This is a genomic window from Citrobacter sp. SX206 (assembly GCF_024181025.1).
GTDB lineage: Bacteria > Pseudomonadota > Gammaproteobacteria > Enterobacterales > Enterobacteriaceae > Citrobacter > Citrobacter youngae.
On record NZ_CP049738.1, the window covers coordinates 1035476 to 1056973 of the forward strand.

The window sequence follows — 21498 nt, forward strand, 5'->3', positions numbered from 1 at the left end:
TCCAGTATTTATTTTATTAAAGGCCGATACACATATATTTGATTTCTAAGTAGTCTTCGATGCCGTATTTTGATCCTTCACGGCCAAGACCGGAGGCTTTGATTCCCCCAAACGGGGCAACTTCATTTGAGATGATGCCGGTATTAATCCCGACGATGCCGTACTCCAGCGCTTCGCCAACGCGGAAGACGCGGCTTAAATCTCGGGCGTAGAAGTAGGCCGCCAGCCCAAATTCGGTGTCGTTGGCCTGAGCAATGACGTCCGCTTCATCTTTAAAGCGAAACAGCGGCGCCAGTGGGCCAAACGTCTCTTCTTTGGCGACTTTCGCGTTGTCAGGCACATCTACCAGAATGGTGGGCTGGAAGAAGTTACCGCCGAGCGCATGAGGTTTACCGCCCGCGATAATGCGCGCGCCTTTATCCAGAGCATCAGCGATGTGTTCCTGCACTTTGGCAACCGCTTTATCGTCGATCAGCGGTCCGGTAGTGACCTCTGGTTGCAGACCATCGCCGAGATGCAGTTTGCTCACCGCCTGCTGAAGTTTTTCGGCAAAACGCTCATACACGCCGTCCTGAACGTACAGGCGGTTGGCGCAGACGCAGGTTTGCCCGGCGTTACGGAATTTCGAGGCCAGCGCACCTTCCACGGCTTTATCAAGGTCGGCATCGTCAAAGACGATAAATGGCGCATTGCCGCCCAGTTCCAGCGACACCTTCTTGATATCTTTGGCGCACTGTTGCATTAGCTGACGGCCAATTTCGGTTGAGCCGGTAAACGACAGCTTGCGTACCAGCGGGTTGCCAGTCAGCTCATTACCGACCGCGCTCGCAGAACCGGTCACCACGCTGAAAACACCTGCCGGGATCCCGGCGCGATTAGCCAGCTCTGCCAGCGCCAGCGCGGAGAATGGCGTCTGGCTGGCGGGTTTAAGCACCATCGTGCAACCTGCTGCCAGCGCCGGACCGGCTTTACGGGTGATCATCGCTGAGGGAAAGTTCCACGGCGTAATCGCGGCGGTAACGCCGATCGGCTGCTTAATGACGATCAGGCGTTTGTCGGCCTGATGACCAGGGATCGTATCGCCATAAATGCGTTTGCCCTCTTCGGCAAACCACTCAATAAAGGAAGCGGCGTAGGTGATTTCGCCTTTGGCTTCCGCCAGCGGTTTGCCCTGTTCCAGGGTCATCAGACGGGCGAGATCGTCCTGATGTTCAATCATCAGGTTGAACCAGCGGCGCAGGATGTTGGCCCGCTCTTTGGCGGTTAGCGCCCGCCACGCGGGCAGGGCGCGATTCGCGGCGTTAATCGCTTCGCGGGTTTCATCCGCCCCCATTTTCGGTACGCTACCTAATTTCTGACCGTTGGCGGGGTTGGTCACCGCGAGGGTCTCGCCGCTGTTGGCGTCACGCCAGTGGCCGTCGATCAGTGCCTGCTGGCGAAACAAGGTGGGATCGTTAAGTTGCATAATTGCTTCCTGTCTTAAAAAGGTTAACGGGTGAATGCGGCGTGTAATGTCTCCACGCTACGTGCCGCACGCAGCGTGCGTCCGGGATTACTCTGGTTCTCCAGCAGCGCATGAACTTTGCTGACAATATGTGCACCGATAGGGATTGCCGATGTTGCCGCCGGAGAAGGCGCGTTACAGGTGTGAATTGAGCGTGGCGTGGTGACAAACAGAAAATCGTCAATTAGCTTGCCATCAGGTGATACCGCCTGTGCCCGCACGCCCGCAGGCCACGGTTGCAGATCCTTAAGCGTCAGGCTCGGGCAATACTTTTGCACCAGCCGCAAATATCCGCTTTTGCACAGCGAGTTCTTCATTTCGCCAAGCCCGGATCGCAGGTTGTTTTGCAGCACGCGGCGAATACCAGAAGAGCCGAGGATCTCCAGCGTATCGCTGAGCGAGAAGTCACGCTTACGGTAGCCTTCACGTTTAAATGCCAGCACGGCGTTGGGGCCGACCGTGACGCTGCCGTCAATCATCCGGGTCAGATGAACACCGAGAAACGGCATCGCCGGATCGGGGATGGGGTAGATCAGATGGTTAACTATCTGATTATGTTCTGGCGCCAGACGGAAATATTCGCCACGGAACGGACAGATGATAAAGCCAGGTTCAACGCCGAGCATTTTCACCAGTCGGTCCGCCATCAGGCCAGAACAACTAATCAGCGTCGCGCCTTCATATTCCTGGCCCTGACGGGTATGGACAATCACGCCCGCAGCGTGCTCTTTCAGCGCGCTGACCTCGGCGTTGTAAATAATCTCACCGCCTTTGGCCTGGAAAATCTTCGCCATCGCGGCGGTGACTTCGCGGTAGCTGACGATCCCGCTCGACGGGACAAAAATCCCGCCCAGCCCGGTAATGTTTGGCTCACGCTCATGCAATTCTTCGGCGTTTAACCACTCGCGCTCTAAACCGTTAGCGGCAGTGCGATCCCATAACGCGCGCATCCGCTCCATTTCCAGCTCTGAGGTGGCGACCAGCATCTTTCCGCAGACGTCATAGCGGATGCCGTTTTGGTCGCAAAAGGCTTTGGTGGCGCGATTTCCGGCCAGGCAAAACTGCGCCTTCAGGCTGCCGGGGGTGTAATAGACCCCGGCATGAATGACACCGCTGTTGTGGCCCGTCTGGTGGCAGGCCGGGCCGGACTCTTTTTCCAGTAGCGCGATTCTGGCGTCCGGATAGACATCAATCAGTTGCATGGCGGTCGACATGCCGATAATGCCGCCGCCAATAATCACAAAATCATACATCCGCTTTTTTCCTTCGCGCTTACTGATGAGTCTGGTAGTGGTTTGTCGCGTAAGCGAAATAGCCACGCTGGCGCATCAGTTCGCGGCGCAGGTCTGGGTGCGAGGTGAAACGATCGCGACCGTGCAGCCAGAACAGGTTGTTGATCAACAGGAATTTACCCACTGAAACCGGTACGGAAATAATACTTTTGCTGGTTTCCAGCGCGTCGGACAGGTCGCTCAGCCAGACGCCTTCTTCATAGTCTTTTGGCTGGACGAACTGGTCGATGTAGCGCATCACCGGACGACCCTGCTGGTCAACGTCAAATACCGGATGGAACACGTCCTGGCTCACGTTTTTGCTTGGCGGCGCGGCAAAGCGCATGGGGCGACGCGCCAGCGGGTGGGTAAAGTACTGATCCAGATGTTCCCAGTCGTCAAGGTGCAGCAGCAGCGAGTTACCGCCGGTCATGTTCTGCTCGTCAATTTTCATCATCAGCACATAGTCGGTGATTTCTTCGAGGTAGGTTCCGTCGTTATGTAGCTCCATAACACGGTGCGGCTGGCGCAGATAGCTGTCTGAGTTATCAACGTTTTTCACCACAAAACGCGCATAGTATTGCCCGCTCATCGCATCAAAATTCGAGCGTCCGATAAGATGCGCTACCGCCGTGGCCAGCTTGACCATCTCTTCCGCCTGCGCCACATCATCCACGCCCACGGCATTGATCAGCAGTGCGCCTTCGGCACGATCGAGCAACGTTTTCAGCAACAGAGGCTGCAACTGATTGCCGCACAGGTCATCGAGGATTTTGCCGACTTTGAAGCGCAAGAAAGATTTGTATTCCAGGGCCTGTACCGGCCACTGCGCCACGGCCTGCAGAAATTGCTCAGTGGTCTCAGCGGAAAAAGTCAGCTCCAGCAGGCGTGGGGACTGGGCTGATGGTTTCAGCGTGAAACCGCTGTAGTGCTGGGCTGGATCTTCAGCGTTCGGTTTTACGGCAGTCAGTGCGTTCATCAAATCGTTCCTCTCAGTAGATTGTCAGGGAGATATGGCGCAGCTCGTTTCGTAGCCATAAATTAAAAATATCTACATTTTTGAAAAACGCGCACATAATGAGCTTGTTTGTTTATTATTTGTGATCAAAAGCAACAAATATTTAACATTATAAAAGGTGAGGTTAAATGAAAAACGCGGGAGATAAACTGGAGAATGTTATTTAGAAACAGAGGATTAATAATACTGCCGCTGCAGGGGCACAGCGGCAGTAAAAATGTTAGTAACCGACTTTATAAATACGTCCGGTTTGAATGCCTTCCACGCTGCGGCGGTAAGCGTTGGCCACAGTTGCCGCTGGCACACTTTCAAAGCCTGGGAAGAATCCATCGTAGGCTTCAGCAGATTCACTCAGTACGGTCGGGCTTATCAGGTTAATACGCTGACCACGTTCCAGCTCACAGGCAGCCGCGCGCACAAATCCTTCCAGCCCGGCATTGATCGTTGCCGCATTTGCCCCCTGGGCAATGGGCTCATGGGCGATAATGCCGCTGATAAGCGTAATGGAACCGCCATCATTCAGGTAATGTTGCCCGGTTAAGGCCAGACGCACCTGGCCTAACAACTTATCCTGCAGGCCCTGATTAAATTCACTGTCGGTCATCGTTGATAGCGGGCCAAAGAACAGATTGCCGGTGGCGGAAACAATCGCATCCACGCGTCCTGTTTTTTCAAATAGCGCCTGTACGCTCTCTTGTGAGGTGATATCGACCTGGTTATCACCCTGCGTGCGGCCCACGCGGATAACCTCATGTTTACGGCTCAACGTCTCTGTGACTGCACGACCCACTGTACCGCTGGCACCAATAATGACGATTTTCATAACCACCTCCGCAATAGTGTGAGTCGCTATTCTTTAATGAAAATGAAATCAGATAAACTGGTTAAAAGTTAGATGATTGCTAACCAGAGGTTTGTAATATGGATAAGCTGCGCAGCATGGAAACGTTTATCGCGGTGGTGGAAAGTGGAAGCTTTACCGGTGCGGCAACGCGACTGGAGATATCTGCGGTGATGGTGGGGAAATATATCGCCCTGCTGGAAGCGCAGCTCGGTACGCGTCTGCTGGAACGTAACACACGCCGTCAGAGTCTGACCGACGCCGGGCGCGTCTATTTTGAAGAAGCCCGTCGCGTGCTGGAGCAGGTATCGATAGCCGAACGTTCGGTAGAGCGTCTGCGGCTGGCACCAGCAGGGACGCTACGCATAAGCGCGCCCACGTCTTTTGGCGCCTGTGTTATCTCGCCGCTGGCCGCGGGTTTTTTGCAAACCTGGCCAGAGGTACGCATTGAGTTAGATCTGACTAACCGAATGGTGGATCTGGTCGATGAAGGTGTCGATCTGGCGATACGTATTGGTGATATTCATCAGACGGATGTGGTGGCGAAATATCTGTGTCCGTACCGTATGGCCATCTGTGCGTCGCCGGACTATCTTGCCCGATACGGCACTCCTCGAACGCCCGTGGATCTGGTGGATCATCTGTGTTTGTCGCATACCGTGTGGACGGCACGTAATGAATGGAAACTGCCGGGTGTGGTGGGTGAGGTCAGGTGGAAACGTGATGCGATTCTACGCTGTAATGATGGCCACGGCCTGCGTATGGCGGCGGTAGCGGGAGCCGGGCTGCTGTTACAACCAGAGGTTTTATTGGCAGAAGAGCTCGCGAATGGTCGGCTGGTCCGGGTGCTGGAGGGGTTTACGCCAGAGCCGCGGCCAATTCATTTGTTGTGGCGCCAGGATTTGCGTCCACTGCCCAAGTTGACGCAGTTTGTTGAACATGTGCTGGAAGGAACGCTGGGGCTGCGCGGAAAATAAAAATGCCGGATGGCGTTGCGCTTATCCGGCCTACAACCGAGCCAAATTGTAGGCCGGATAGGGCGCAATAGCGCCGCCATCCGGCAATTTGTTAGCCGATGTCCACCTGCGGCTTATTGTTGCGTTTGCGGATCAGGCGCAGCACTGGCGGGATAACGATAACCATGACCGCCATCACCAGCAGGACTTTCGCCACGCCGCTGGCCCACAGAATATCCATGCTGCCATTACTGATGGACAGGGCGCGACGCAGGTTCTGCTCCAGCATTTCCCCGAGCACAAATCCGAGAATTAACGGAGACATCGGGAAGTGCATTTTACGCAAAATGTATCCCAGTACGCCGAGACCGACCATCAGTACCAGATCGAAGGTCGTACTGTGGACGGCATACACGCCGACCGCCGAAACCGCCGCAATGGCCGGAACCAGGAACCACAGCGGAATGGTCAGCATGCGGGTGAACAGACCGATTAACGGAATGTTCATCACCAGCAGCATCACGTTGGCAATCAGCAGCGCCGCGATCAGTCCCCAGACGATATCCGGTTGTTCGGTGAACATTGCCGGGCCTGGCGTGATGTTGTACAGCGTCAGCGCACCCATCATTACCGCCGTGGTGCCCGAACCTGGTACGCCGAGCGTCAGCATTGGGATAAACGAGCCACAGGCCGAGGCATTGTTGGCCGCCTCAGGTGCGGCAACACCACGAATGTCCCCCTTCCCAAAGCTGTCGCTGTTACCGCTGAGCTTCTTCTCGGTCATGTAGGTGATAGCACTGGCGATGGTGGCCCCTGCGCCGGGCAGGACGCCGACGAAAAAGCCAATCACCGATGAACGCAGGGTGGCCCCTACGCACTGCGCGCCTTCTTTGGCGTTGAACAACATACGGCCCGTTTTACGTACCAGCGTCTGACCACTGCTGGTATGTTCCAGCATTAATAATATTTCTGAGACAGAGAACAGCCCAATCACTACCACGATAAATTGCACACCGTCGGAGAGATGAACACTGTCAAAGGTGAAGCGATAAACCCCGGTGTTGGCGTCTACGCCGACGGTCGCGAGTCCGAGACCGATAAGCGCTGCCAGAAATGATTTCAGTGGGTTCTGCGCCATCATGCTGCCGAGACAGGCAATGGCGAAGACCATTAAGGCAAAGTATTCTGCAGGACCGAATGACAGCGACCATTGTGCTAACGCCGGGGCAAACAGAATGATGCCGCCGATAGCGATAAGCGAACCGAAGAAAGAACTGACCGCTGAGATAGAAAGCGCCACGCCGCCGCGTCCCTGTTGGGCCATTGGATAGCCGTCAAGGGCGGTCATAATGGCTGCCGCATCGCCAGGAACATTGAGCAGGATAGAGGAGATGCGCCCGCCGTACTCGCAGCCGATATAAACAGTCGCCAACAGGATCAGCGCAGATTCCGCAGGGAGATGCAAAGCGAAGGCCAGCGGCAGCAGGATCGCCACGCCATTGATCGGCCCCAGGCCCGGCAGCAACCCAACGATGGTGCCGACAAAGCAGCCGATCAAGGCAATAACCAGGTTTTCCGGTGTCATCGCCACTGCGAAACCCTGAGAAAGATAAATCCAGGTATCCATCGTTTCTCCGTTAACCCAGCCAGGCGCCGAGTGGTAAGGTGACGTCAAGCAGTCGGTCGAAGGCGTACCACAACAGAATGCCGAGAACCGAACCGGAAATGCCCGCTGCCGGGATGGTTGCGCCGAACAGCATGCCAATCACCACGGTGAGAATGGCAGTGGCAATGGGAAAGCCCAACCATTCAAACCCCCAGGCGTACATCAGCAGCACAATCACCATCGTGAGCAACTTTTTCAGCACGTGGCGGCGAGGCCAACTGATGGTGTCCGGGTGGCGCAACAGCAGCGCGACGGCACACAAGAGCATCAAGCTAATAATGCCAAGCGGAAAGGGACGCGGCCCAACGGGTTCATAGCTGTATTCGCTGCTGATTTGCCAGGCCACGAACAGCCCGGCTATACAGAGCAACAGCCAGATACCCGCGAAAATACGATCGCTCATCATCTTTGCCCCCGGGCTTATTTCGCCAGACCGAAGGCTTTTGCCTGCTCACGATAATCGGTGACCTGTTTCTTCACGTAGTCATCGAGTTGCTTACCGCTCATGTTGAACTCGAACAGGCCACGCAGATCACGCTGCTTTTTAAATTCGTCGGTCTGTTGGAGCTTATTAAAGGCATCAACCCACCACTGGTAATCCGCATCGCTCACTTTTGGCCCAACGTAGAAGCCACGAATAATCGGCCAAACAAGGTCATAGCCCTGCTCTTTGGCGGTAGGGACATTGGCTAACTGGCCCGGCAGACGTTCATCAGAGAACACCGCGAGTACGCGGATCTTGTCGCCGCTGAGATAGGGCACCATTTCACTGAGATCGCCGGAAACCACCTGGACGTGATTGCCCATCAACGCGGTCACCGGTTCGCCACCCCCCTCGAAGGCGACGTAGCGCATTTTGTGCGGATCAACGTTGGCTTTTTGCGCCAGCAGCGCCGACTTCATCCAGTCCTGGCTACCGATAGAAGCACCCGCGCCAATCACCACGCTGTTGGGATCTTTCTCCATGGCAGTCAGCAGGTCTTTCAGCGTCTTCCAGGGGGAATCACTACGCACGGCAATCATGCCGTAGTCAGTGCCTACACTTGCCAGCCAACGCACGTCATCGACGCCATAGCGGCCGAATTTACCTTGCGACAGATTTAGCAGGGAGCCGCCGGAGAAGGCCACGACGGTTCCGGCTTCGGCAGGACGTTGCGCGACGATAGCGTTATAGGCCACGGCACCCACGCCACCGGGCATATAGGTCACGCGCATCGGTTTTTCGATGGCGCCAGTTTCCATCATGCTCACCTGAATCAGCTTACAGGTGAGGTCGAACCCACCGCCGGGTTTTGCCGGAGCAATGCATTCGGTGCGCGATGGCGCTTGTTCGGCTAAAGCAGAAGTACTCATCAATAAAATGCTTGCAGTAAGGGTACGAAGTAATTGTTTTTTCATTGTTTATCCTCACGCCGGAAAACCGGATTTTCGGGTACGGAAGAAGATTTTTGTGATTATGTGAGCCGATGTGTAGCAGTTCGGTTGCGTGATTGTTAAAACATTAACCTTTCAATTCCCTTTCAATGCGGCAGAAACTTTACAGGATGTGATATGCGTCTCTTATTAGCGGAAGATAACCGTGAGTTAGCTCACTGGCTGGAGAAAGCGCTGGTGCAAAACGGTTTTGCCGTCGACTGCGTGTTTGATGGCCAGTCGGCCGATCATCTTTTACACAGTGAAACCTACGCGCTGGCGGTACTGGATATCAACATGCCGGGGTTGGATGGTCTGGAAGTCGTCCAGCGCCTACGCAAACGCGGGCAGACGCTGCCGGTTTTGTTGCTGACGGCGCGCAGCGCGGTAGCCGATCGGGTGAAGGGACTGAACGTCGGGGCCGATGATTATCTGGCTAAGCCGTTTGAGATTGAAGAGCTTGATGCCCGGCTGCGGGCCTTGCTGCGGCGTAGCGCAGGCCAGGTGCAAGGGATACAGCAACTGGGGGCGTTAGCGTTTCATGATGAAGGTTACTTTCTGTTGCAAGGACAACCGTTGGCGCTTACGCCGCGTGAGCAGGCCCTGCTGACAGTCCTGATGTACCGTCGACTGCGTCCGGTTTCACGTCAACAGTTGTTTGAGCAGGTGTTCAGTTTGAGCGATGAGGTCAGCCCCGAAAGCATTGAGCTGTATATCCATCGGTTGCGGAAGAAACTGCAAGGGAGCGACGTGCGTATAGCCACGCTGCGTGGCCTGGGTTATGTGCTGGAACGCTGCGATGAGATGGGTTAAGCCCCAGTCGTTGTACCTGCAACTGCTGATGTTTCTGGGGCTACCGCTGCTGTTGCTGTGGGGACTCTCGGCGTTTAACAGCTACGTTAGCGCATTACAGGCCGCGACGCAGGCGTATGACCGGACGCTGCTCTCATCGGCCAGAACGGTTTCTGAGCGGCTGGTGGTGCGCAATAAACACCTGGAAGTCAACGTGCCGTGGGTGGTACTGGACAGCTTTGAACTGAACATGAACGACAGGCTGTATTACAAGGTGGTCGATCCGGCGGGGAAGGTTATCTCGGGCTATGACGATTTACCGGCCATGCCGCCCGCGACCTCGCGTACCCGGCTGTATCCGGCGTTAGCGTGGTTTTATCACACGGAATATCGCGGTGAGGCGATCCGCGTGGCACGCCTGCTCCAGCCGGTCAATGAGGGCGGTATTGTCGGCATGGCTGAAATTTATGTCGCCGAAACGCTGCAATCGCGGCGCTATCTGGCGCGACAGCTGCTGTTTTCCTCGTGGGTTTCGCAAGGGCTGCTGGTGCTGCTCACCTTGGTTCTGGTCGGCTGGCTGCTGCGCCGGGTGTTACGCCCGATGCGCCAGCTGTCTTCGCTGATGGTGCGTCGTGAGCCGGGGCTACTGACGCCGCTGCCTGAGCTGCTGCCGTGGTCGGAAACCCGTTTGCTGATTGTCGCGTTCAACCGCTATATCGATCGACTGCGAGGGCTTATCTCCCGCCAGGAACGCTTCAGCGCAGATGCTTCCCATCAGCTCAAAACACCACTGGCAGTGCTGAAAACTCAGGCGGCGGTGGCTCTCGCCAGTCAGCAGCCGCAGCAGTGGTACGAGAGTCTGCAAGCCATGAGTACCACGCTGGATAACACTATTCAGCTGACGGAAAGGTTGTTACAGCTTTCAGCGGTGAAGCGTAAAGAGCAAGGGGAAAGGCACTTTTCGCCCGTTAATCTGTATGACGTGGTGCAAACCAGCTGTTTTACCCGTCTGGCGCAGGCGCGCAGTAAAGCTATCGATCTGGGGTATGAAGGGAAGCAGGAGGCGCTGTGGATTGAAGGGGATGAGGTGCTACTCGGTGAACTGTGCGGAAATCTGCTGGATAATGCGCTGAAATATACGCCAGCGCAGGGCGTGGTGACGGCGCGTTTAATGTGCGAGGGAGAAGCTGTGGTGCTGGTGGTTGAAGATAGCGGGCCAGGTATTGATGCACAACAGGTGCATCAGGCGTTACAGCCCTTTCATCGTCTGGATAACGTCGGCAACGTCCCGGGGGCAGGGATAGGCCTGGCTCTGGTCAACGATATTGCGCGTCTACACCGTACACACCCGCAGTTGTCGCGCAGCGATACGTTAGGAGGACTGAGCGTACGAGTACGATTTTTAAGCATCACGAACTGATATCTTTATTTCACTGGTGCAGATTATTCTTAAGAAAATTACAGATAAGAAAGCCGATCATTATTAATAATAACGGAAAGTGATTTATTGATCTCATCTGTATTGCGGTGCAGTTAATTAATTTCAACGGCTATTTAGGGGAAAAAGAGAAACGATTTATGCTATTCGTCATACATATAACGGCTTTTCATAGTCTACGAAGTGCTATCTGTCAATAACGGTTGTGTTGTAAATTCTCATCTTTTTTGGCGGTGGTGATAAAACGTTCATTCGGAAATTAATGATGAAAATCATAATGATATAAATGGAACGTGGGTGATAGTCACACTAGTCAACATTATTTTTTACATTTACTGACAATGTACCATTGCGTTTTTTAGACTTGTGATATAATTAGCAACATGAAAAGAGAAAAAAACAATTAAATATCAATAAATAATGGGCTGAGATATGCTTAAAAATTCGCTAAAGATTAGCAGTCAAGGATATCCAGTCTTTTTAAAACTGGTCGATTTTATTGTAATCAATATTACATTAATTTTTAGCGCCCATCTGTTAAATATGGTGCCGTTTAAGACCATTGTCATTCTGAGCATCCTCTTCTCAGTGTTTTTCCTGTTGCTTGCTGAATACACAAAAATGTACCAGCAGAAGATAAAAACCATCGGCATACGTAACCAAAAACGGCTGCTTTTCTGTACGCTGCTGGCAATCTCGTTCAACGAAGTGATCAGCATGACGGTGGCCGAACCGGAGTCACTTGGATACCTGACAAGTCTGACACCGTCATTTTTATCCCCTATTGTTTACTGGTATTTCATTCCTTTACCTTTTCTTTATTTTATTCGCTTTTTCATTTTTAAATATTCAACGAAAAAAAATATTCGTGTGGCGATTATTGGTCTTACCGACAACGGCGTGGCAGCAGAAAATGCATTGATAGCTGAATACTCCAATATCAAATTAGATTTGGCTTTTTATGATGAACGCGCGTTGTCCCGCTGTGGTGATATCGTGGATAAGATAAAAAGTCCCTTTCGCGGTCCTGTCATTAATCTGGTTGAAGAGGCTAAGCAAGGGAATATCGACGAGATCTATATCGCATTGCCGATGGTGGCATTACATCGTATTCGTCACTTTTTGGCCATGATGTCAGATACCACGGTAGATACCTATATTGTTCCTGATTTTTATACCTACAGTAACAATATGTCCAAGCTGCGCTCGATCCACAACCTGCAAACCATTGGCATTTTTAGCTCACCGTTTGAAGGGGCCGGTTCATTTATTAAACGTGCGGAAGACCTGATTCTCGGTAGTATCATTATGGTGATGATCTCCTCACTGATGTTAGCGATTGCTATTGGTATTAAACTTACCTCCCGTGGTCCGGTGTTTTTCAAACAAGATCGATACGGCCTGAGCGGACAAAAAATTAAGGTATGGAAGTTTCGCTCGATGCGAGTTATGGAGAATTCCGATACGGTTATCCAGGCCACTAAGAATGATCCGCGCGTGACAAAATTTGGTAGTTTCTTGCGACGCACCTCTCTTGATGAACTCCCGCAATTCATTAATGTATTGCAGGGAAGTATGTCTATTGTCGGTCCCAGACCTCATGCGGTTACGCATAATGAACAGTACCGCAAACAGGTCGAAAATTACATGATCCGCCATAAAGTTAAGCCGGGGATCACCGGGCTTGCGCAGATTAACGGTTTCCGTGGGGAAATCGATGCACTTTATAAGATGGAAAAGCGCGTTCAGTATGATATTGAATATATTCAAAACTGGTCGTTATGGCTGGATATAAAAATTATTATTAAAACTATTTTCAAAGGATTTGTCGGTAAGAATGCATACTAAATTAATAGTTATTACCGGAATCGTGATATCGCAGTCCGCATGGGCTGATCTAACACCGAAATCACACATTGGCTTTGCGGGGATCGACTTCCAGGGCCAAACTGCTGTGGATTACGGTTATGATGATAACGTAACTTATCAGCCCCATAACCGCGATGCGATAGGTTCAGCGTTCCAGAGCGCGGCACCTGTGTTTAGTATGATCGGTGAGCGCGGTCAGGATAAGTATTTGCTAATGTATTCAGGCGATTATCGTAACTACTCAAGCGATTCTGCCGATAACTATAACGACCATTTTTTCCGTTTTAACGGTGCCTGGCGTTATGGGCAAATGCACGGCTTAACCCTGAATCTGGAAGATTCAATTGGGCATGAATCTCGTGGCCGCGATATCACAGAGGGCTTTTTGCCCAACCAGTTCCGCCAGTATGGAATTAACTCTCCACTGACGAATAATTTTATCAACAGTGAGTTGCGCTATAGCTATGGCGCACCAGATGGACGCGGCAAAGCGGAACTGGCACTGTTATATAAAAAACTGACGTTCGGGAATACCTCGGATGTGCAGGATACCAGCCCGGATTTTTACAATTATATTCAGCAGCAGGAATGGCATGAAAATAGTCTGGTGGCTGAAATTTTTGACCAATACACCTCCAGAACGCGCTTTCGCTATAGTTTTATTACTAATCAGCGTCACTATGATAACAACTCAGAAAAAGACAGTAATGAATACTATTTGCTTTACGGTCTGAAATCGCAGTTGACGGGGAAAACCAACGTCGACATGAATATTTCATGGCTGTACAAAACATTTGAAAATGCCGCAAACTCGAGTGATTTTAATGGTCTAAACTGGGATATAAAGGGGGAGTGGAAGCCGTTAAATCAGTCAGTCTTCACCGCCCATTCTGCTCAAAGTATTAAAGATCCCTCGGAAGTTGGGGGGTATATCTTAGTGACTGAGTATGGGATTTCTTACCAGCATTTCTGGCTGGGCAATCGTTTTTCTACTTTGCTGGACTACTCATACACCACGGAAGACTATAAAAAACAGAACAAGGATCGACATGATAAAAATGGTGTATTTAGTGTAACCATGAGCTATGACTACACGCCGTCTGTCAATTTTGAGATTAAATATCAATTAGATACCTTGAATTCAAATAAGGATACTGATTCGTTTTATATCGGTCCCGACGACAGTAAGGAAGTCATTAGAACGTTGGGTTATGATAATTCTATGATTATGCTTAAAGCTAAGGTTCAGATCTAAAATGAAAATAATAGAACTGTGCGCGTTTTTGCTATTCAGTATCCTGTTGGTCGGATGCACAACGTCCAGGCCACCATTAATGGACGATCCTGCTGCGGTGGCAGAGGATTACCGAATTGGGGCGGGGGATACTGTCAATATCGTTGTTTACGGGGAACCCGAAATGACGATGAAATTTATCGTGGATAAGAGTGGAACAATAAACTTCCCTTATATCGGCGTGCTGGGTTTAAAAGATAAAACACCAGAACAGGTGAATATTGAATTAACACAACGCTTGCGCAACGGGTACATGGTTAATCCCATGGTGACCGTGAGTCTTGCCGAGTTCCGCAAATTCTACGTGTCAGGGGAAGTAAAAAGCCCGAATGGATTCGCCTGGGAGCCGGGACTTACCGTAGAGAAAGCTATTGCTCAGGCGGGGGGATTTACTGACCGTGCAGATCGCAAAGATATCAACATTCGCCTCTCCGGTAGTAATCAGCTACTTGAGAATGTTGATTTAACGCACTCTGTTCGTCCTGGGGATGTCGTGATTATTGGCATGGGGTTCTTCTAACGATGAAACTATCTATAGTGGAAAACGGCAAGCAACGAGAAAACTCCGTCGATTTCTCCCGCTTTGCCAAAGAACTGAAAAAGAATGCCTGGAAAATCGCGCTGGCCGGCATTATTGCCGGGGTAGTGGCGTATCCCTTGATCAGCATGATGTCATCAAAATATGTCTCGACGGCGACGGTGCTGATTAAGGCACAAGCCGATAACGTTTCGCCGTTTCCACAGGTGGATGGTTTTGATTCAACGCGTAGTGGATATTACGAAACGCAATATGCGCTGATGCAGTCACGCATTATCCTCGAGCAGGCGGTCCGCGATCTGAAGCTGGATGAAAACCCGGATTTTACCGGGGCGAAGCCCGGCTCTGGTAGTGAAGATCAGCAACTGAGGGTTGATCAGGCGCTGAAAACATTGTCGAAAGATCTGAAGGTCATCGGTATCCGTACCACTAATCTGGCCTCTATTTCTTATGAATCTTCATCGCCTCAACTTTCAGCTGAGATAGCCAATGGCGTCGCTCAGGCCTTTATCAACTACACGGTAGAACAAAAGCGTCTGAAAGCAGAGCAGGCTCGCAATCTCAACTTTGAAAAAATGGAAGAGATTCAGAAATCGATAGCGAAACAAAAAGAGGAAATGGATAGCTACCTGAAAAACTCTGGGCTGCTGACCTTCCGTGGTATTGATGGTTTTGAAACAGAGCAGTTAAGCATTGTGACCAACCGTCTTGCCGATGCGACCCAACGCCGTGTCGCCGCGGAGTCTGTTTATAATGAAGTAAATAGCCGAGGGAAATCTTCAGGCGATATCATTTCGCTGCCATCAGTTTCTGATCATGCGCAAATTCAGGATTTACGCATTGCGCTGATTCAGGCGCAGCGCACGTTGTCGGAACTGCGCAAAGTGTATGGGCCTAAAAGTGCCAATATTTTAAAAGCAGAAGCCGATGTGCAATCAATCCAAAATCAAACGGGTCGGGTACTGGGTGAGTTAAAACTTGGCTTACGTCAGCAGTATTTGGCTGCGCTGGCCGATGAAAAGAATTACCAGCAGCAGGTTGCTGAGCAAAAAGAGATCTTCCAGAAGATGGCATCAAAACGGGATGCCTGGAACAGCCAAAAATTGGCGTTAGATAAAATGGAAGATCTGTATAAGACGCTTTATCAGCGGACTCAGGAATTGTCGCTGTCCGGGGTTAATGCGGATGCGGTGCTGTATGATCCAGCCGTTCCCCCGTTAAAGCCGTCTAAGCCGAATAAATCGTTGCTGCTCGTGATGGTGGTGATGTTGGTTGTGGTATTCAGCATCATGTATTTCATCGTCAAAGCGGCAATGGATAATTCAATTAGTACCCTGAGCCGTCTGAAGAAACGTCTCAATGTCGAGCCATTGGGCGAAATTCGTCGATTTACCGGCACTTCGGGACGCGCGCAGGTGCGGGATATGATACTGAAGAACCCGCTGAATGCCGATATCATCCACGGTATTCGCACCCGAATTATGCTGGATAATCGATCGCTGCAGACGGTCGCTATTACTTCGGCGGAGCAGGGTGAAGGGCGCTCCCTGTTGGCGAATCTGTTGGCCAGTTCATTCAGCTTCGATCAGAAAACGTTGCTTATTGATGCTGATTTCTTCAATACCAACGGCCTGTCTTCTGAACTGGCATCAGCGACTTCTGCTGGTGTGGCGGAGCTGTTGCAGGGAGAGGCTCCGCTAGAAAAAGTACGGGTTAAGATCACTGAAAATCTTGATTTCATTCCCCACGGTAAGACGACCATTTCCTCTTTACTGATGCTGTCGTCAGAGCGCGTTGAACCCGTGATGCGCGAACTGAAGTCGCAGTATCAACGCATTATTATTGACGTTGCAGCGGTGAATCAAAGTCAGGATATCCAACTGATCAAACGAGCCGTTGATGGGGTTATCTTCATCGTGAAAGCCGGGACCGGTTCTGCGGAGAATATCGCCAGCGCACTGGATAAGATTGAGGATAATCAGGGCGTGGTGATTGGCGCAGTGTTGAATGCGGTCGAAGAAAAAAACCTTGAAACGCAGGAAGGGTTGCGCTCATTGAACTTCAATACTGACCAACTGATGACTACGCCAGGTCGTGTATGAGTTTACTGAAGAGCGCTTCTACGATAGCCAGTTCATCAGTCGTTTCGCAGCTGATTGGTGCGCTGTCTATCTGGTTGATCTCACATAAGTACGATATGGCAGAGGTTGGGCTGTATGCGCTCAACTACAGTATCGCGGTGGTGGGGGCTCAGGTGTGTACCTTTGCCTCCCAGTTGTTGATTCCCAAACAGCAGGATGACGAGCTGGCGCAAAATGTGGTGTTCTGTTTGCTGCAAAGCGCGCTCATTGCGTTACCGTATGCCGTCCTGACCGCGTGGTTGTTTCACCAGAACATACTGTTTCTCTATTTGCTGACGCTTTCAACGGCGTGGGCGTTAATATCGGAAAACTTATCGCTGCGGACAGCCAACTTTTATTTTCTAATCTTTCAGCGTATTTCTGTCTCCGTGGTGGTGGTGCTCTCGGTACTGCTCACGCACCAGGTACAGACATTTTACTGGTCGTGGGCCTGCGCCATGATTTTGCTGACCACTAGCTGTATTTTTCATTCGTTTGATATTCGTTCGGTGACGTCGCAGCATTTGCGCCCGGCAAGTAATTTGCGATTTTTTAAACAGAATATTCATCATATCACTAAAGTTGGTAGTGCTGAGGTGCTGGCAATGGCGAGCAGTAACTTGCCTATTATGCTGATTAACTTCTGGTTTTCGGCGCTGACGGCGGGATATTTTTCCGTTGTAAGCCGGTTCTGTCTGGCACCGGTAGTGATTATCGGCAACGCGGTACGCAATACCATTTTTTCTAAATGGTCCATCGACTTTAGAAATAACACCTTCAATTATCAGGAGTATACGAAGGTGCGTATGCTGCTGCTAGTGCTGGGGGTTGTCTGTACCTTAGGCGTCTTTATTTTCTATCCCATTGTGATGCGCCTGGGTTTTAGCGAAGACTGGATTAACTCCATTGAGACGTCGCGCTACATGCTGCCCTATTTGTTCCCGGCGCTGGCGATAAGTCCTTTAACGGTGATTGAGCTTATTTTTGGCTCGCACCGCTATTTTCTGCGTATCCAACTTGAACAGTTGGCGATTGTGCTACTGGCGTTTGTGGTTGTTCCCTATTTTTACCATGATTATGCGGCGTCAGTAATATTGTTCTCTTCACTGACATTTATTCGCTATGCGTTCATTTACCTGAAAATGAACAAGCGGGCCAATCTCCTGAAAAACAAGCCGGTGACGCCATGACACTGAATACCGGAAATTATTTACAGGTCTACACCTTTATAACGCTGATCCTGTGTGGTCTGGTGCAGTATTTCACCGGCATGCAGTCCGTGTTGTGGATCCCGTTTTTCCTGACATTGCTGATGGTGGGATTACTGGTGATGCAGACGCGAGATGGGGCGCTGCGTCTGGATGCACAGGAAACCATTATCCTCGCGCTGTATTTTTCCTTTCTGGTGCTGGCGGGAACATCGACCCTGATTCAGGGCGGGGTCACCGTGGCAATTGTGGCCTTCAAAAACGAAATCGCGTTATCACTGGTGATGGTTTGTTTGCTGTTAGGTTTTTGCCGTGAATCGCAGATATATCGGGCGACGCGCTATCTGTACTGGGTGTTCTATGCGCAAATCCCGGTGATGATTTATCAGGTTTTGCTGGTTGTTCCTCAGCGTGTGGCCGTACGCGGGGAAGATGAAAAATGGGACTCCGTGGTCGGAACATTCGGCGGAGACCCAATGGGTGGCGGCAATACGGCGGCGATGGGGTTATTTTGCCTGTTAATTATGTTGCTGAAACTCTCTGAATATAAGCACGGGCTTGCGACGTTTAAATCCGCAGCGCTGCATATCATCCTTGGAATAGGGTTATGCATCATTGGCGAGGTCAAGTTTGTCATCCTGCTGTCACCGATATTTCTGGCGTGGGTGTGGATATCGCCGAGCTATGTTAAAGATGTCAGTAAGGTAAACCTGAAGACGTTATTTATCATTGTGGCAGGAATGCTGGTGCTCATCGGCCTGTCGATTATGATACTGGCCTGGTACTACTCTTCCGCTTTTGGCAGCGATCCGACAAAAGGCTCATTAAGCATTTTTATTGATTCATTGAGCTATATCTTTGATCCGAACTACATCATGTCGACCGGAGAGTTGGGGCGTTTCACAACGTTTCTGTTCTGGTTAAAAAATAACGATCTATGGGGACTGTCGGGCACATTATTTGGCTATGGGCTTAATGCCACAAACAGTGGTAGTACGGTCTCCCCTGGGTTTTTGAACATTATCTATAACCTGATTTTAGACTCGACTGCGCTGAGTATGCTGCTGTGGGAAGTTGGCATTATTGGCACGCTGCTGTTTATTGGCTTGTTTATTTATATTCTGAAAGTATGTCAGCCAAAACCAGTATTGATGCTTGAACAGCTGGATAAACAGGATCTGCAGTTACTGAGCTTTGCGCCCGCGTTTAACGCTTTCGCTATCAGTTGTTTAATCAGCTTACCTTACAGCCAGATATTGATGATTACGCCGATGTTACAGTTCCTGTTCTATTTATCGCTGGGGGCGAGCTTAGTGATTCGTCGAACCGTACTTCGCAGTGCAGGGGGATGGTATGGACAATAAGCCATTTATTTCAGTGAGTATTAAGACGCTCAACGAATCTAAAGGTATTGAGAAAACGATCGACAGCATTCGGCGTCAGTTGGTCGGGTATCCGCATAAAATTATTGTGGCTGACAGTCTGTCGACAGATAACACCCAGCAGTTGGCAGCCAATAAAGGCGTCACGGTAGTGTCACTCACCGATCCAGGCGATCGCTGTTGTGGGGTGGGCCATCAGTTGGGCTATCTGTACAGCGAAGGGGAATATTTATTACTGATGGATGGAGATATGGAGCTGGAAGATGGCTTCATTGACCAGGCTGTTGCCTTTTTGCAGGCGGAACCGGACTATGCCGGGGTGGCCGGTACCGTCGAAATGGATGATGCCGTTAACTATGAGTTTAAGTCTCGTAAGCAGCGGATCAATAAAATCTATCCTCTTGGCGATAGCGATCATCTGGGAGGCGGTGGACTGTATCGTCGGTCGGCAATTGAAAAAATTGGTTATCTGACCAACCGTAATTTGCACGCTTATGAAGAAGCTGAGCTGGGTCTGCGTTTAATCGAAGCGGGTTATAAACTGCGGCGTTTGGATATTCCTTACTTCAGCCATACGTCACACACGCTGTCGACGTTTAAGATGCTGGCGCGCCGCTGGACCAGCGGTTATTACCAGGCTCCGGGTGAGCTTTTGCGTTGTAGTTGGGGGAAACCCTGGTTTTCCCAGTCATTCAACATCGTGAGGAATGAGGCGGTATTTGCGCTCTACCTTATTCTCTTATTTGTTGCGCTGCTCACCTTTAATATCAACGTGTTTGCCGTTGCGCTTCTACCCTTACTGGCATTTGCCTTGTTGAAGATTGTGCAAAACCGCTCGTTAACAGATGGGCTGCAAAGCGTTATTAATTTAATCGTACGTTCAGCGGGGTTGATCAAAGGTATTTTTTATCCGGTACGCGATCCGCTGACTCCGCCCAGCAATAAAATCATTCATGAATAACCGGGGCAGGCGCCATGAAAGTATTATTAGTTAACAAGTTTTTTTTCATCAAAGGCGGCGCGGAAACGGTTTATTTTCAAGAACGCGACATGCTGAAACAGGCTGGTGTGCAGGTCATTGATTTTTCCATGCAGCATGAGAAAAATTTCCCCTCTGATTATGCGGATTATTTCGTCAGCAATGTCGATTACCATAAAGAGAGTAATCTGTTGGGGGGCATCAAAACCGCGGTTAACTTTATTCATAACACCCAGGCCTGCAAAAAAATGCTGGCGCTTTTACAAAAAGAACGCCCTGATATCGTTCACTTTCATAATATTTACCATCAGTTGACGCCGGCGTTGATTAAAGTGGCGCGCAATTTTGGCTGTAAAACGGTGCTGACGGCGCACGACTATAAGATTGTCTGTCCTGCATACTCTATGTTACGCGATGGGAAGGTGTGTGATGCCTGTATCACCGGTACCGTTTTCAATGCCTTCCGCTATCGCTGTCAGGAAGGCTCTGCCTCTAAAAGCTTGCTGCTCTCGTTAGAAGCGACCTGGCAATACATTGCCCAAAATTATCAGGCTCTGGATGTCATTGTTTCACCGAGCGTCTTTCTACGCGGCGTGTTACTCCGCACGTTGCCGAAATCACGAATCGATGTGATCGTCAATGGTGTTGATGATAGCCAGCCCATCGATGAGGTCGTCGATGACGGTTATATACTGTACTTCGGCCGCCTGAGCCGTGAAAAGGGTGTGGCAACGTTGCTGGCCGCTCATCAGAAAATGCGTAACCCGGCTCCGCTGAAAATAGTGGGGCACGGTCCGTTGCATGACGAGTTAGTGGCGAAATACCCGGAAGCTGAGTTTTTAGGTTATGTACAACAAGGGGATGCCCTCAATCAGCTCATTAAGCATGCCCGTGTGGTGATCCTCCCCTCTGAATGTTATGAAAACTGCTCAATGGCGGTGCTGGAGGCGATGTCTTTCGCGAAACCGGTGATCGGGGCGCGCATTGGCGGGATCCCCGAACAAATACGTGACGGTATTGAAGGGGTTTTATTTGAGCCGGGTAATGCGCAGGAACTGGCGAAGGCGATGGATACTCTGGTTGATGACCCGGATAAAGCTCGTGTCATGGGCTTACGGGGGCGCGCACGCCTGAGTGAAAAATATGCGCTTAGCAAACATATGGATACCTTACAGGCGTTATATAAAGAACTTCTGGGCAGGCCATAGA

The 21498-nt window shown here is 50.7% G+C and carries 18 protein-coding genes; 11 read left to right on the top strand and 7 right to left on the bottom strand.

Annotation, left to right across the window (positions count from 1 at the left end):
- Positions 1-16: 16 nt before the first annotated feature.
- From gabD to G8S19_RS05050, 4 genes are all read right to left on the bottom strand, one after another.
- Positions 17-1465: an NADP-dependent succinate-semialdehyde dehydrogenase gene (gene gabD, locus G8S19_RS05035; protein ID WP_048212989.1), complete on the bottom strand. Its 1449-nt coding sequence runs from the start codon at positions 1463-1465 to the stop codon at positions 17-19.
- A gap of 23 nt (positions 1466-1488) precedes the next feature.
- Positions 1489-2757, bottom strand: coding sequence for an L-2-hydroxyglutarate oxidase (lhgO, locus tag G8S19_RS05040; protein ID WP_124021023.1), 1269 nt, complete (start codon positions 2755-2757; stop codon positions 1489-1491).
- A 19-nt stretch (positions 2758-2776) separates the two neighbouring features.
- The gene (glaH, locus tag G8S19_RS05045) at positions 2777-3754 is read right to left on the bottom strand and encodes a glutarate dioxygenase GlaH (protein WP_048212987.1); all 978 of its coding nucleotides are present in this window, start codon (positions 3752-3754) and stop codon (positions 2777-2779) included.
- A 259-nt stretch (positions 3755-4013) separates the two neighbouring features.
- On the bottom strand, positions 4014-4616 hold the full coding sequence (locus tag G8S19_RS05050) for a short chain dehydrogenase (RefSeq protein WP_253686183.1): 603 nt from the start codon (positions 4614-4616) through the stop codon (positions 4014-4016).
- A 98-nt stretch (positions 4617-4714) separates the two neighbouring features.
- Between G8S19_RS05050 and G8S19_RS05055 the strand changes: the two genes are divergently transcribed.
- A complete protein-coding gene (locus G8S19_RS05055) occupies positions 4715-5611 on the top strand; it encodes a LysR family transcriptional regulator (RefSeq protein WP_124021024.1) in 897 nt (298 codons plus the stop codon).
- Positions 5612-5702: 91 nt separating this feature from the next.
- Here G8S19_RS05055 and G8S19_RS05060 read toward each other — a convergent pair whose 3' ends face one another.
- From G8S19_RS05060 to G8S19_RS05070, 3 genes are read right to left on the bottom strand one after another with little or no spacing between them, the layout of a single operon-like run.
- Entirely contained in the window at positions 5703-7217 is a 1515-nt protein-coding gene (locus tag G8S19_RS05060; protein ID WP_115601608.1) for a tripartite tricarboxylate transporter permease, read from the bottom strand.
- Between the two features lie 10 nt (positions 7218-7227).
- Complete coding sequence (locus tag G8S19_RS05065; RefSeq protein WP_086523429.1) at positions 7228-7662, bottom strand: tripartite tricarboxylate transporter TctB family protein; 435 nt, start codon at positions 7660-7662, stop codon at positions 7228-7230.
- 14 nt (positions 7663-7676) lie between these two features.
- Positions 7677-8654: a tripartite tricarboxylate transporter substrate binding protein gene (locus G8S19_RS05070; protein ID WP_061068421.1), complete on the bottom strand. Its 978-nt coding sequence runs from the start codon at positions 8652-8654 to the stop codon at positions 7677-7679.
- A 153-nt stretch (positions 8655-8807) separates the two neighbouring features.
- On the opposite strand from G8S19_RS05070, the gene tctD reads away from it, so the two are divergent.
- The 10 genes from tctD (at position 8808) to G8S19_RS05120 (ending at position 21497) form a co-directional block, all read left to right on the top strand.
- A complete protein-coding gene (tctD, locus tag G8S19_RS05075) occupies positions 8808-9482 on the top strand; it encodes a transcriptional regulator TctD (RefSeq protein WP_048212982.1) in 675 nt (224 codons plus the stop codon).
- A complete protein-coding gene (locus tag G8S19_RS05080) occupies positions 9469-10881 on the top strand; it encodes a sensor histidine kinase (RefSeq protein ID WP_126320148.1) in 1413 nt (470 codons plus the stop codon). The genes tctD and G8S19_RS05080 overlap by 14 nt, the downstream gene beginning before the upstream one ends.
- 450 nt (positions 10882-11331) lie before the next feature.
- On the top strand, positions 11332-12747 hold the full coding sequence (locus tag G8S19_RS05085; RefSeq protein ID WP_061068418.1) for an undecaprenyl-phosphate glucose phosphotransferase: 1416 nt from the start codon (positions 11332-11334) through the stop codon (positions 12745-12747).
- On the top strand, positions 12737-14023 hold the full coding sequence (locus G8S19_RS05090) for an outer membrane beta-barrel protein (RefSeq protein ID WP_253686185.1): 1287 nt from the start codon (positions 12737-12739) through the stop codon (positions 14021-14023). The genes G8S19_RS05085 and G8S19_RS05090 overlap by 11 nt, the downstream gene beginning before the upstream one ends.
- A 1-nt stretch (position 14024) precedes the next feature.
- Positions 14025-14582 (top strand): polysaccharide biosynthesis/export family protein, encoded by a 558-nt coding sequence (locus G8S19_RS05095; protein ID WP_048212978.1) that lies wholly within the window; start codon positions 14025-14027, stop codon positions 14580-14582.
- Between the two features lie 2 nt (positions 14583-14584).
- Complete coding sequence (locus G8S19_RS05100; RefSeq protein ID WP_253686187.1) at positions 14585-16702, top strand: polysaccharide biosynthesis tyrosine autokinase; 2118 nt, start codon at positions 14585-14587, stop codon at positions 16700-16702.
- Entirely contained in the window at positions 16699-17910 is a 1212-nt protein-coding gene (locus G8S19_RS05105) for a lipopolysaccharide biosynthesis protein (RefSeq protein ID WP_048212976.1), read from the top strand. Before G8S19_RS05100 ends, G8S19_RS05105 begins: the two co-directional genes overlap by 4 nt.
- Positions 17907-19292: a hypothetical protein gene (locus G8S19_RS05110; protein WP_048212975.1), complete on the top strand. Its 1386-nt coding sequence runs from the start codon at positions 17907-17909 to the stop codon at positions 19290-19292. The genes G8S19_RS05105 and G8S19_RS05110 overlap by 4 nt, the downstream gene beginning before the upstream one ends.
- Positions 19282-20271 (top strand): glycosyltransferase family 2 protein, encoded by a 990-nt coding sequence (locus G8S19_RS05115; protein ID WP_048212974.1) that lies wholly within the window; start codon positions 19282-19284, stop codon positions 20269-20271. The genes G8S19_RS05110 and G8S19_RS05115 overlap by 11 nt, the downstream gene beginning before the upstream one ends.
- Before the next feature lie 14 nt (positions 20272-20285).
- Positions 20286-21497, top strand: a complete 1212-nt coding sequence (locus tag G8S19_RS05120; RefSeq protein ID WP_048212973.1) for a glycosyltransferase family 4 protein — start codon at positions 20286-20288, stop codon at positions 21495-21497.
- The last annotated feature ends 1 nt before the right edge of the window (position 21498 follow it).